This window comes from Solibacillus sp. FSL W7-1472 (genome assembly GCF_037969775.1).
Lineage (GTDB): Bacteria > Bacillota > Bacilli > Bacillales_A > Planococcaceae > Solibacillus > Solibacillus silvestris.
On sequence record NZ_CP150208.1, the window covers coordinates 3,195,106 to 3,208,103 of the forward strand.

General features: G+C 36.2%; 12 protein-coding genes. 1 reads left to right on the plus strand and 11 read right to left on the minus strand.

The genetic code is table 11. The features are described from left to right. Positions 1–56: 56 nt before the first annotated feature. The 4 genes from menC to MKY07_RS16000 are packed head-to-tail and all read right to left on the minus strand — an operon-like array spanning position 57 to position 3,961. Entirely contained in the window at positions 57–1,163 is a 1,107-nt protein-coding gene (gene menC / locus MKY07_RS15985) for an o-succinylbenzoate synthase (RefSeq protein ID WP_008405428.1), read from the minus strand. Further along, positions 1,138–1,971: a GNAT family N-acetyltransferase gene (locus MKY07_RS15990; RefSeq protein WP_008405429.1), complete on the minus strand. Its 834-nt coding sequence runs from the start codon at positions 1,969–1,971 to the stop codon at positions 1,138–1,140. The genes menC and MKY07_RS15990 overlap by 26 nt, the downstream gene beginning before the upstream one ends. Then, the gene (locus MKY07_RS15995; RefSeq protein WP_008405430.1) at positions 1,968–3,083 is read right to left on the minus strand and encodes an amidohydrolase; all 1,116 of its coding nucleotides are present in this window, start codon (positions 3,081–3,083) and stop codon (positions 1,968–1,970) included. Before MKY07_RS15995 ends, MKY07_RS15990 begins: the two co-directional genes overlap by 4 nt. A gap of 5 nt (positions 3,084–3,088) precedes the next feature. Further along, the gene (locus MKY07_RS16000; RefSeq protein ID WP_008405431.1) at positions 3,089–3,961 is read right to left on the minus strand and encodes a MurR/RpiR family transcriptional regulator; all 873 of its coding nucleotides are present in this window, start codon (positions 3,959–3,961) and stop codon (positions 3,089–3,091) included. 203 nt (positions 3,962–4,164) lie between these two features. On the opposite strand from MKY07_RS16000, the gene MKY07_RS16005 reads away from it, so the two are divergent. Continuing rightward, the gene (locus MKY07_RS16005) at positions 4,165–5,760 is read left to right on the plus strand and encodes a DUF4153 domain-containing protein (protein WP_339263117.1); all 1,596 of its coding nucleotides are present in this window, start codon (positions 4,165–4,167) and stop codon (positions 5,758–5,760) included. 187 nt (positions 5,761–5,947) lie between these two features. On the opposite strand, the gene MKY07_RS16010 is transcribed toward MKY07_RS16005, so the two are convergent. From MKY07_RS16010 to MKY07_RS16040, 7 genes are all read right to left on the minus strand, one after another. Next, positions 5,948–6,280: a hypothetical protein gene (locus MKY07_RS16010; protein WP_339263118.1), complete on the minus strand. Its 333-nt coding sequence runs from the start codon at positions 6,278–6,280 to the stop codon at positions 5,948–5,950. 347 nt (positions 6,281–6,627) lie between these two features. After that, positions 6,628–7,464 carry a zf-HC2 domain-containing protein gene (locus MKY07_RS16015; RefSeq protein ID WP_339263119.1) on the minus strand — a complete coding sequence of 279 codons (837 nt, stop codon included), beginning with the start codon at positions 7,462–7,464 and terminating at the stop codon, positions 6,628–6,630. Beyond that, positions 7,451–7,933, minus strand: a complete 483-nt coding sequence (locus MKY07_RS16020) for a sigma-70 family RNA polymerase sigma factor (protein ID WP_339263120.1) — start codon at positions 7,931–7,933, stop codon at positions 7,451–7,453. Before MKY07_RS16020 ends, MKY07_RS16015 begins: the two co-directional genes overlap by 14 nt. A 220-nt stretch (positions 7,934–8,153) precedes the next feature. After that, positions 8,154–9,113 carry a nucleoside hydrolase gene (locus MKY07_RS16025; RefSeq protein WP_339263122.1) on the minus strand — a complete coding sequence of 320 codons (960 nt, stop codon included), beginning with the start codon at positions 9,111–9,113 and terminating at the stop codon, positions 8,154–8,156. Between the two features lie 110 nt (positions 9,114–9,223). Then, positions 9,224–9,829 (minus strand): hypothetical protein, encoded by a 606-nt coding sequence (locus tag MKY07_RS16030; RefSeq protein WP_339263123.1) that lies wholly within the window; start codon positions 9,827–9,829, stop codon positions 9,224–9,226. Between the two features lie 276 nt (positions 9,830–10,105). Next, complete coding sequence (locus MKY07_RS16035) at positions 10,106–11,092, minus strand: hypothetical protein (RefSeq protein WP_339263125.1); 987 nt, start codon at positions 11,090–11,092, stop codon at positions 10,106–10,108. Between the two features lie 3 nt (positions 11,093–11,095). Continuing rightward, positions 11,096–12,952, minus strand: coding sequence for a DUF3696 domain-containing protein (locus MKY07_RS16040; RefSeq protein WP_339263127.1), 1,857 nt, complete (start codon positions 12,950–12,952; stop codon positions 11,096–11,098). Positions 12,953–12,998 lie beyond the last annotated feature (46 nt).

Below are 12,998 nucleotides of genomic sequence, written 5' to 3' on the forward strand. Positions count from 1 at the left end.
AAATAGTCCATAAATTTCCTTAAGCACAAACATTCATGCTTAAGGAGTTGTTTTTATTAGTTATATGTTTTCTTTTCGACCGTATAAGATTCCACTGTTTCACGATTGATCGCATAGCCGATGCCAGCTGTTTGCGGAACCTGGATATAACCATTTTCCGCCACTACCTCAGGCTCGATAATGTCCTTTTCCCAGTAGCGATTCGAGCTTGCTGTATCCCCTGGCAGAATAAAGTTCGATAAAGTTGTCAGTGCTACATTATGTGCACGTCCCACACCCGACTCCAGCATGCCGCCACACCATACCGGGATACCCATTGATTCGCAATAGTCATGAATTTTCTTCGCTTCTGTTAAGCCACCGACACGACCAATTTTAATATTAATAATTTTTGTTGCACCGATTTCGATTGCTTTACGTGCATCCTCTAATGAGTGAATGCTTTCATCCAAGCAAATCGGTGTTGTCATTTGTTTTTGCAGTGTTGCATGATCGATAATATCATCCGAAGCTAACGGCTGTTCCACCATTGTTAAGTTAAATTCATCAAGCTGCTTTAATAGTGGCGCATCTTCTAGACGGTAAGCAGAGTTGGCATCTGCCATAATCGCCACATCCGGGAATTTTTCACGTAGTGTACGCATCACTTCTACATCCCAGCCTGGCTTGATTTTTACTTTGATCCGCTTATAACCGTCACGCACATATTCATCTACTAAAGCGACTAATTCATCGATCGAATTTTGGATCCCAATACTAATTCCTACCTCGATTTGATCCTTTGTACCGCCTAGTGCAGCTGCTAATGTTTGATTCGTTTGCTGGGCATAAATATCCCAAATTGCGCCTTCAATTGTTGATTTCGCCATATTATTTTTACGGATTGGCTCAAAAATAGCACTTACTTCATCTGGATGATTAATCTCTTTATTTAAGATTAACGGAATCAAATAATCCTCCAGCATATGCCAGTTTGTTTTTAACGTTTCTTCGTTATACCATGGTGAGTGGAAAGCTACAGATTCACCCCAGCCGATTGTACCTTGTTCATCTTTTGCTTCAAGTAATAAAAAATCTCTATTTGTGAAGGTACCAAAGCTTGTTGTGAAAGGTGCCTTTAGTTTCATTTGTAAATGCCTAATTGTAATTTCGGTAATTTTCATGTTTGCTGCCTCCAAGTGCTAATGTGTCTTTTCGTACAAAAATATATTCATTCCTCGTTTCCTGCTGCTGCAAGCGAACAGCTGCGTAGCCGGCAGCAAATAATGCCTGGCAAGTTTCTCGCACAGCTAATCGCCAGTGCATCGCATGCAGCTGACTCGACGCCTTTAATTGTTGGAAATCTTTTGGAACAGGTAATGTATAAACAGGCTTCGTGAAATCTACCTTATGAAACTTGATCCTGCATAAATTGTCCTGCTCCCAAACCATTTCCCCAAGCGGTTCCGGATTTTCGATATCGGGTTGGATAGACTGTGCTACATAATCAGACGTTAAATGCCAGTGCACCTCAAAACGATCTGATGGTAACCCTTTATTAAAACCATCCTGCATTTCGCCGTAGCAGTTTTCCAGGTACGTATAACAAATGCCGTTCAGCTTCGTTAAGTTTAAGTACCCATTGCGTGTTTCCAGTGGATCAAATGTCCATACCATCAGGTCATAGCCTTTTTGAATGGCGATTTCTCGCTGCGCATCTTTCAACTTTTCGCCAACTTTTTGAGAACGATAGGCTTCATCAATGCCAAGCATATGCGAGCATAAATAGGTTTTGCCATTGTTGAGTGCCGCAAAGCCGTAGCTAAAGCCGATTAGTTTTTCGCCTTCATAGGCCCCAACCATAATGCCACCATGCTTGACCGCTGTTAATGTTTGATGTGTCGGCAGAGGGGATGTTTGCCATATTTGCTGCTCCAGCACTTGCACCTGTTGCATTTCCTCTAGTGTCGTTAGTTCTTTTATTAAAATCATATCTGATCGCTTCTTTCTAAATGCTGTAACGCGCCAAGTAATGCCCGTTTAATTATTTCTACTCCTGTCTCAAGCTGATTTTGATTAAAGGTCATTTGCGGATGATGTAAACCCGGTGTGACGCCACAGCCTAAGCCGAGCATCGTCGTTTTTAAATGGGGCTTCGTATACGCATAAAAATGAAAATCCTCGCCTCCCGGTGTCACGATATCCGGTGCGCAATACGCGGTTCCTACCGTTTCAATAATCGCCTGTCGCATAATAGCTTTTGCTTCTTCATCGACCTGTGCTGCCGCAATATGAGCACCAATCGTTGTCGTAATAGCTGCTCCGTACAATGCACTGACAGCATCAATGGCCTTTTGTAAGCCCCTTGTGAGCGCATCCATTGTGTCATTCGTCTGTGCACGCACATCTAAACTGAATGTCGCGGTGCCTGGAATGATATTTGTCGATACACCGCCTGCTTGAATTTGGGTCATTTTTATTGAGGCGCTTTCCTCAGGTTTAATCCATATACGTTTTAGCGCATCGACTAGTGCGGCTGCTACTTCAATTACGTTTATTCCCTGCTCTGGTCTTGCGCCATGTGCTTCGATCCCAGTAATGGTGCCGTTAATGAGTTTTGCTGCCCCATGATAGAGCGCTGGTGCATGATAACCTTCTGCCAGTTCCACAAGCGGACGTACATGGGTGCCAAATAAAAACTGCAACGGATCGACGACGCCGCGCTCCGCAATCGCCTTCGCACCAGCTGCCTTTTCCTCTGCTGGTTGGAATATAATCCGTACCGCACTTGGTAGATGCATTTTTTGCAAGGCAAAGGCCACACCGAGTGCCATCGTCATATGTCCATCATGCCCACAGGAGTGATTGGCCTTAAAGACTCCATCTACTTCCTGCCATAAGGCGTCGATATCTGTGCGGAAGCCGACTTTCGGAATACCTGGACCAATATCTACATACAAGCCCGTCATTCCTTCGAATAATACGGGTGTCAGTCCTGCTTGTGTGAGCTGCTCTACAATAAATTGTGTCGTTTCTACCTCCTGCCAACTTACTTCAGGATGATGATGTAAATGCTCAAATATTTCGTTTAAACTTTTCTCCATACAACTCAACTCCATCGATCTGCTAAAAAACTATTTTGAAAATCATCAAACTTTTCGCGTTGTTGCTCATAATACGCCTGATCATGCGACACCATGCCCACGACGAGTGTATTCATAAAAGCAATCAATGCCGGCATCATATCAATCGTCGAAAGCTCCGTTTGCTGTAACACAAAGGTAGTATCTGCATGAGGGATAATCGGTGCCACATTGGAATCCGTCATCGCCACCGTATAGGCCCCCTGCTCATGAAACATTTTCGCTAATGCAATCGATTCCTTATAATAACGATGCAACGATACGACGATGACCAATGCATCTTCATCCATCTCCTGCAATGTGCGGATCAGCGCACCTGTATGTGACTCAACGGCTTGTACATTCGGACGTAAAATATTTAATGTGAACTTCAGCCACTGTCCTGCAAATTGGGAAGCACCCGCACCGATTAAATAGATCGTCGATGCTTGATGCATACGTCTTGTGACATCTTGGAATTGGTCTGGGTCGATTTGTTGGGCAATATTAATAATTTGATTACTTACCTGTCCCATGACCTTTTCTGCAAGCTGCGGCTCATGAAATAATGCTTCCTTTGATGCCACATAATTGCCTAACGTACTATTCGTATTCTTGCCAAAAACGAACATCGTGACTTCCTTTTGGAGCTGTGCATAACCCGCCAAGCCAATCGCGTAGCAAAATCGGATTACCGTTGTTTCACTTGTGCCTGCACTAATACCTACTTCACTAGCCGAGTGCACCCCAACATAAGTTGGGTTTTTCAATACAAATTGCGCTACCTTTTTCTGCGCTTTCGAAAGCTGATCAAAATGCGCCTCAATCCGCTCGGTAATCGTGCTTGCTTTAACACCCAAAAGAAGCCACTCCTTCACGATTCATTTTTTGAAGTTTATACTTCAAACATTGAATAGTAATTTAACATACTCATTGGTAAAATGCAATAAGTTTTCTGAAAGTTCTAACTAATAAATCTATTCATTTGTCGATTCAATGAAAATGATTAGCTTGAGCATCTAAAATAAAAGCATATAATGAAGACATAAAGGGGGTATCTTTGATGAGGTTTAATCGAATCTTTCAACAATTTGCAGCAATAACCGAGGCAATCAAAGCATTTCCACTAGCTACTGTGCTCTTAGTCGTCTTATTCTTCGTGAATGTAGCAGAAATTAGCGGTACTGTGGCAAATTACGAAAAATGGCTGGCAACGCTTGTTGTTGCTGTATTTGCTGCATCTGTAGCTGACTTATTTGCCAAACATGTCATAACGTATAGCATCGCCATTTTTTTTACAGGGCTTTTCTTCTGGATTAGCAGCTCCAATGATCTTGTATTAGCGATCCAAACAGGCGTTGTTGTCAGTGCGCTCATGATGGGCTTTATATGGTACGGAAAGGAAAACTTCAGTGCTCGTTTTTTCCATATTTTCAAAAGCATACTCATCACAGCCTTCTTCTCCATTATCATCTTTGTTGGATTAATGCTCATCTATGCAGCGATCAATTATTTACTGTTTTCGATTAATTCAAATATCATCGAGTATATCGCGGCTATTGTATTTGGTTTGTTTACGCCATTATTCTTCCTGTCCTTGACAATGAAGAAAGAGGAACCTGCCCATATTCTTGAGGTGTTGCTTTCGTACGTAATTGTACCGCTGACAATGGTGTATGCTGTGATTTTAGTAATTTATATCGCACTGCATTTCACCGATTGGTCAGAAAATTTACTCGAACCATTATTAGTGTATTTCGCGTCAACTGTACTCGTCGTCTACTTTTTAAGCTACCGACTTAATAATGGGTTAACGAAATGGTTCCGACTTATTTTCCCGAAAGTATTACTTATCATTGTACTTTATCAGCTCGTTGTCTCCATCATGAAAATCGGAGAGACTGGCATTACACATGGCCGATATTTTGTTATTTTATTCGGTTTATTTGCCATCATCATCGCACTGATCCTGACATTTATTCCAAAAAAGCAATGGCTTGTTGCACCGATTTTTATCGGGTTTAGTTTACTTTCTGTCATCCCGCCTGTTGATGCTTTTACGATTAGTAAAAACAATCAGGAAAATCTACTACAGGAGCGTTTACAATCGCTCAATATGTACGATGGAGAAGTTCAGCCGAATCCGGAAATTTCTAATGAGGATAAACAATTCATTACGGAGAAATTTGATTATTTACAGCGCATGGATTATGACATTGCGTGGCTGCCGGATCAACGTTTTGAAAAAATCTTTGGTTTCTCGCCACAGTATAAAGATTATATGAATGAAGTCTATTATACGGTTAACTTAAATGGGGATGAACCGATTATCACTGCAATTGATCATTACGATTATTTTGTTCAAGTATCCGCTTCACAAAATCCACCGCACAGACGCTTTGAGTTAACAAACAATATGCAGCTCCGTTTACAGAAGGATCAGCTCGTGTTAGTGAAAGACGAGCAAGAGCTTTTAGCATGGCCGTTGGAGGAACTAGACACCCTCTTTACAAGTAATTACAGCGAATTATCTGTAGAGGAAGCTACTTTAATCGCAGAAAACGACCGCGCGAAGCTGCAAATCATCGTACAAAATGCTCAATCCCATCGCAATCAACGCTATGCGGAGTTATATGTTTTTGTGCAGGTGAAGGAATAAGGAATGAATGGAACAGCCCTTGACATGTGAATTGTCGAGGGTTGTTTTTCGTAAGAGGTGAAAAAATTAAAGCATAAAGAACGCACAATTCCTATTTCAAGAATTGCGACCTTTAAGGGAATAACTATGATCTTAAAAAGTCATTTACTTGTTCTTTCTTTTTAAAAGCCAGAGTGAACAAATGTTATTACGCGGGCGGAATGACATCTGTAACTAGCAAAATAAAGAAAATTAACCCGATGCCAAAGTAAACAACCGAAGCGAAAAATACTGTACCTTTTTTAAAAACAAAGGTTTCTCTTTTTTGAATGATTCCTGTTATGCCCGCGTTTCTCGCTGTAAAGAAATTCGAAATTGGCCCACCTCCACTTGTAAACAAAAGAAACAATCCGATACATATTGCCCCGATCATTCCCATTACTTCAATAAATCGAACAGAGAACGTACTTGCAACAAAATAGGTGATAATCGCCTCGATACATAAAGTTAGGAAAAAAAGAAAACCATTCTTTTTGTTCATTATCCTTCAACTCCGTTTATTTATATTTCTAATTTGAAATAAACTTCTTTTTAAGAAACCTTCCTTTTACCCTAATTTTACCATAAAGATATGTGATAGAACTCACAATTGTATAATTCGGAAACTGCGATCTTAGTTTAAGTGTTATTCCTCAATCTCAATATAAATCTACATGAGTATCTGAATGAAGTTCCTCCGCAATCTGGCCCTAAAATTTAATAAAGCACTTTTCTTATTCAAGAAAGCGCCGGATTGTTGAAGATCGTTATTCATTTAAAGTCTTGGGTTAGTGTGTCTTCCCAAACTTTGGTTTAGGGATGTTATTTCAAACAAATTTGTATAAAGAATTAAGCTATTAATTTTAGAGCCTTTCTATTTGTATTTTTTATTCCTCTGTATAAGAAATACAAACAAAGTGTCACAAACATAGCTATAAGTGCAGGTATCCATAATTGAAAATTATTAGGGCTATAATGCTTTGTTTGAAAGGCTTGTTCAACTTCATTTAAATAATTTCTAGTGTATTCAAATTGAACAATATACCCTTCTTTTTCCATTGCCACTGTGCCTATATCATAGTCGCTAGGTGTAATTTTCTCCGTTATTAATTGTCCATTCTCATAGGTCGCCTTCGCCTTCTCGTAAGGTAATGGATAAATTACTTTAGGCATACTATTATGAGCCGATAAAGGTTCCATTTCAGTTGCACTAAAAGCAGCGATGTACTTAATCTTATTTTGGTAATCAATTGAAACCTTTTTTAGTCCAGAAGTTCCTTCACTAGCAAGATTTTCAAAAGCAACTTTCATAATGTTATGTTGTTCCTGTTCAATCTTTTCTTGATGTTTAATATCATTTGCTAAATCTTTTGTATCTATAAAACCTTTTCCTAGGAAGATGATTGTAATAACCACAGCAAGTACGGTCATCCATTCTAATATTTTTGAAAAACCTCGATAAGATTTAAAAATATTATTCATTTTTACAAATGGTTGTTTTTGTTGGATGGCGATTTTGTTTACCTCGACTTGTTCAATCTCAAATTCCTTGAGCATTTGAGAGTGGATTTGCTTGCAATGTTCACAAGTTGCAAGATGCTGTTCTACCAATGTGTTACTTGTTGAACTGCATAAGCCATCTATATACATCGGTAATAAATCTTTTATGATTTCACAATGATTCATTTCTTTTTACCTCCTCTTGTAATTTCACTTTAGCTCTGTAAAAGGTAACCCTTGCCCAGTTTTCATTTTTCCCTAAAATCCCGCCTATTTCTTGAAAATTTAGCCCACCTAATAGACGTAAATGGAGTATTTCTCGGTACGGTTCTTTTAATTGATGAATACAACGGTATAGTTGGATCTTGTCCTCTTGTGCCACTAATAATTGGTCAATAGAAGGGCCAGTTTGCAGTTCAGGAAATTCCGGTTGCTTCACTTGTTTATCAACGTATTGATAATATGTATGTCTTGCAATTTGACATAGCCAAACAGATATTTTACAAGCCCCGTTAAAGCGTTCTATAGAATGAATCGCTTTATAAAATGTCTCTTGGGTTAATTCCTCTGCTACATCAGTATCCCTACATAATGTCATCAAATATTTAAAAACAAGCTCATAATTTTCTTCATATATTTCAGTTAAATGCCCCACATCGTTCCTCCCTTCACTTATATATCTAAAAATAACGAAGAACGTTACAGTTATTTAAAATAATTTTATCATTTGTTACAAAATATAATTTTCGTACTTTTTAAAATAAGTAGAAAAGAGGATATTATGTTCATCTACTGAACATAATATCCTCTTAAAAGTCTCATTTACACATTTAGCGCTTCTTCAGTTTTATTAACCTCTTTACCTGCGGCCCCTCTTATGATAATCGATCTGAAATCGTCCGCACTGCATCCATAAATACGTTAACAAATGCATCGCGATCCACATCATGCAATACATGCACGTTTGGTTTATTGCCTGTTGAATTGTGTAAATCTACAACGGTCGCACCTGATGTAATACCCTCTGTCGACATTTCTACATAGTAGTCTGTTCCTTTGAAAAACTCAGGATGCAGTAAATACATGATGGCAGAAACGTCATGGAAGCGGAGCACATCGGCGTAATGCGGCTCACTAAAAGGTGTTGGTTTCGCTACGTCCAAATAGTATGTAACAAGATCATAAGCCTTTTGTGCAAACTCTGTACCGATGTCTAGAATTTTTTTCGCCTCAGGTTGTGTGACGAACGCTTTGTGAGTCACATCTAACCCGCACATGCTCATCGGTAGGCCTGATTGCATCACAATTTGAGCGGCATGCGGATCTACAAAGGCATTAAATTCGGCAACGGCAGTTTTATTGCCACCTTGAGCTGCCCCACCCATCCAGGAAATCGTTTCAATGTTGTCCTTTACTTCAGGGTGAGCGAGTAATAATGCACCCACATTTGTTAAAGGACCTGTCGCAACAATCGTTACCTTCTCCTCACTCGCTAAAATCGTTTCACGCATAGCTGCAACTGCCGGACGGACATTTGTCGGTACTTCCACTTTCGGAAACTCTACTTTTCCAAACCCAAATGCACCATGAATCTCCTCTGCTACTTCAAGCTTACGGAACATCGGTTGCTCCAGCCCTCGTGCAATCGTCACGTCTTCTTTAATGTAATTTAAAAATGCATGTGCATTGTAATTCGCCTTACTTTGCGGAATATTTCCAGATGCAGTCGTTACTAAACGAATATCAAAAATATCCTTATTAGCAAATGCTACTGTTAGCATCATTGCATCATCAATACCTGGATCTGTGTCAATAATTAACGGTCGTCTTATCATGCTGTATTCACCTTATTCTTTCATTTATAGTCTCAGTATTAGATTGCCATAACCACTGTGTTAATTAAAGCAAAAAAGTACATCCTGATAAAATCGAGATATACTCAGATTTAATTATCTATATCCTTATGTTGAGAAAACTCGATTAACATTAAGTCTTTTGTATCCTTCTCTATTTTTTCTATATCCGGACGATCCCAGTCACTTCCGTTATATTTTTCTTGATCCAATATATAATGAAGCTTCGTATACTCCGCATTTTGTATTAAATGAAGAATATAACCTACTCGGTCCATCATGTACTTATTTAAAGCCATCATATCTTTATTAGACAGTTGGCTAATGACTTCTAATGGTGTATTTTCAGGAATCTTCGAGTACTCATCATAACCATATTTACCAGCATGCATATCTTCAATGATGCCATTTCTAAAGATAAAGTGAACTATTTTGCGTGATAAATCAAACACATTCTCTTCAGGATCACTTTCTTCAGGTATCTCGCACTTGTTAATATATTCTAATGTCATGATATTCTTTTGACTTTCAAAATTTATAGCCTCTTCATCTTCCTCATAAAAAAAGCCTTCCATATCTACTAACTCATCCATGAATTGTCGATCAAGCTTTTCAAAGGTACCGTTCAAAACCTTTATCAAGTTACTTCTCTCTATATGGTCAATTGAATCCAAAAAGTCGTCTTTATCTGTGCTCATTTTATAGCCTCCATATTATCACGAGTTTGTTGCATCAGGTACAGTCATACTTGCTCATAGTTTTAGCTCATTTCATTATTTTTATTCTGAAAATAAAAAGTGCCAAAATCCTTGTAATTGGATTTTGGCACTTACATTTCTTATATGGAGACGGTGGGAGTCGAACCTATCGTCTTAGAATATTAATATATCAAGGATTGCGGGGGTAATTGATTTTTTTGACTACGTTTTTGACTATTTTTTAATAATTCTGTTGCTTACTAAGCAACAGAATTATTAAAATGGTATTGAAAAAGCATTATGAGGACCAATTGAAGCAAGTGTGATGAGATTACCTTTTTTCCAATAATGTAAGTGGTATTCTCTATCAATATCATACCTCCAAGCCTTTCCTAAATGACTTTCAATTTGAGAAGCTCCTCCTGATTTATCTTCTCTAAGGGCATGTCCTTTTGCAAGATTAGTTTCACAAATCACCTCTAAAATACTTCTTAATAACATTTTAATTTTAGTACTTTCATGACTAAAACCGAACTTCCTAAAATTCTCAATAAAATAGTTACCTATTTCCCAAGTATTTTTTTTAATATAACATCGTTCCTGAATTAAGTATAAATTTATAATATCCCTTATTTGTTCTTCTGATGTAGTTTCCTTCCATAATTCAATACAATTTATATTAAACAAAATCTCTTCAAGAGTTTCTATAGTCTTTAACTTTTCCTTGAAACTGAAGGGGATATCTAATTCTAATTCGCCAAATGCTTCAACATCTAAAATTTCACTAGCAACTTCTATTTCATTTGAATTACTACTTTTCAAAAAAATTTCCCCATCTTTTTTCTTTATTAAATAGCAATATATATAAAGTCTTTCTAGTTCTCTTAAATATAATTCTGTAGTATCACTTATTACATTCGCATTTTCATATGAAATCGAAAACAAGATTTCTTTAATTTTTGTATGTTCTTCTACTGTTTCAAATCTTAATATTCCTTCTAAAACTCTAATTATATCTTGAGCTTGATATTTTTTAGATAAATCAAACTTTTTTAATTCTGCATTTAATTTTTCCCAATCCGGATAATTGTTATGCTCCATCAAAAGTTCGATAGTATTATTAGATATTAAACCCACTAAATAAGGATAATCCTCAATATCACCAGTATCCAATATTAAATCAATATATCTTTGCATTTTAGACTCAGAATTATTTGTGGCGTCAAAAATCAGCGTATAGGGATCTATAACTACATATTGCATTTATTATATCCCCCTGTTTTTTTGTCTAGCAGCTTTCAAAATAGCTGATGATGTTTTTTCATGTTCGTCAAAAAATCCTTTAGGCCAATCTTCAATAACTCCAAACTCATTGATTTGAATTGATCTATAAATAGATTTTCCATCCTCTTGTTCTACAAAGTAAATCATAACATCGTTTTGTATATTATCTTTTGGAGAAGAAACTGCTTTGTATCTTAATCTATTTATTAAATATTCACTATGAGTTTCTAATATACATTGCTTATTTAACTTAATCATTGTTACAAAAAAGTCAGCTAACCTTGTTTGTACCTTTGGATGCAAGTGTAATTCAGGTTGCTCAAATATAATAGTAGAATTTTTTTCTGCTAATAATGATAAGACTAAAATTGGTAATACTTGTGATACACCAACACCAACATTTGTTAAATCATGATATTTACCATTTTCACTTAGTTGAACTTGTAGTTCATGCCCAAGTTTACCTCTATCAACGGTTTTAACATTTTTACTTATCCCCATGTAATTTAACCACTCTAATACAGCTTCAATTAGTCTTCCTTCCTTTTCCTTATAAACATTTGATTCTAAGTCAGTAGGAGACAAATAATTAATTATAGTATCCTTATGCAGCTCAAGGACTGCTGCGGTATATTCTCCTCGATAGCCTACATCTCTAGAATCGAAAGAACCCATATTAGGATAGATTGGTTTGGGCTCGTCTCTTAAAGGTCCTAAATATTTAACATTATTATTAAAATATTTTACTATTTCATTAATATAATCTTGATTAATCAAATTACTTGATCTTAATAATGCGTATTTTGGATCATGCTTAGAAGTTAGATTTTTTAAAAAATCTTTGCTATTTAAATCTAAAAATTCCGTCCACTTTATCATTGCTTTACTAGGTAGTGTTTTAAGCAATTTTAGAAGTTGTTCTATATCTTCTTCTTCTTTAAATAAAGTTAAATGTCCTTTTAGTTTTTCTAACCTTATAGGACTTATAGAAGACTCCTCTTCTAATATCGCAGAAATTCCATTAACTACTTTATCAATAAAGTTTTTATTTAATATGAATTCAATATCTGTAGGTTTAATTGGATAGTTTCGATGTCTTAAAGAATCTAATAAACGTATTGCGGATACTTCAAATTTATTAACCCTGGATATTACATTTTTCGGAATAAAATGTAATAACTCAGCCCCGATATATTCTTCACTTAATTGACTATATCTATTATAAATAAAACCATAATTTTCGCTTTCTACGGTTAAAGACGACGATTTAACATCGAATTTTAAACTATTATAAGATCTTTCATTAATATTATCTATTTTATAAAATTTCATTTTATCTTCTATAGAGAGATTTGTTCTAAAGACTTCAACGTTTGTTAAAGTTTTCTTTTTAATTTCATCATATACAGAAATCTTACTCTCTGTGATTATAGGTTGTAATGCCGATATCTCATTATTATCATCTTGAATGGAAAAGTTATAAGAACATGAAATTATATTTTTTTCTTTATAGTCATGCTCCTCTTCCAAAGATAAAATATGGAACTTATTTTTAAAATTTGTTGTACTTTCTAATTCAAAACCTATTTTAATATCATTTTGTTCATGTTTATATGATAAAATATCAAAAAAATTACCTAATTGAATTATCGGACCATTTAGAATTAATGGCTTAGAATCCACATTATTTTGTAGAGTTTGAGTACTTAATAAAATACTTTGTATTACAGAACTTTTACCTGAACTATTTGCACCTGTAAATATAGTCAATGGAGATATATTAAATTCTGTTTCATCATATATTGACTTAAAACCTTTTAGATTCCACTTTTTAAACATTTTTAAATCCTCCAATTCTTAATTATTTTAAATATGTATTTTTCAG

Bases quoted from the DNA above. Each gene is read 5' to 3' on its own strand.
- MKY07_RS16025 (WP_339263122.1), bottom strand. From the start codon at position 9,113: ATGATAAGACGACCGTTAATTATTGACACAGATCCAGGTATTGATGAT.
- MKY07_RS15990 (WP_008405429.1), bottom strand. From the start codon at position 1,971: ATGATTTTAATAAAAGAACTAACGACACTAGAGGAAATGCAACAGGTG.
- MKY07_RS16005 (WP_339263117.1), top strand. From the start codon at position 4,165: ATGAGGTTTAATCGAATCTTTCAACAATTTGCAGCAATAACCGAGGCA.
- MKY07_RS16015 (WP_339263119.1), bottom strand. From the start codon at position 7,464: ATGAATCATTGTGAAATCATAAAAGATTTATTACCGATGTATATAGAT.
- MKY07_RS16010 (WP_339263118.1), bottom strand. From the start codon at position 6,280: ATGAACAAAAAGAATGGTTTTCTTTTTTTCCTAACTTTATGTATCGAG.
- MKY07_RS16035 (WP_339263125.1), bottom strand. From the start codon at position 11,092: ATGCAATATGTAGTTATAGATCCCTATACGCTGATTTTTGACGCCACA.
- menC (WP_008405428.1), bottom strand. From the start codon at position 1,163: ATGAAAATTACCGAAATTACAATTAGGCATTTACAAATGAAACTAAAG.
- MKY07_RS16030 (WP_339263123.1), bottom strand. From the start codon at position 9,829: ATGAGCACAGATAAAGACGACTTTTTGGATTCAATTGACCATATAGAG.
- MKY07_RS16040 (WP_339263127.1), bottom strand. From the start codon at position 12,952: ATGTTTAAAAAGTGGAATCTAAAAGGTTTTAAGTCAATATATGATGAA.
- MKY07_RS15995 (WP_008405430.1), bottom strand. From the start codon at position 3,083: ATGGAGAAAAGTTTAAACGAAATATTTGAGCATTTACATCATCATCCT.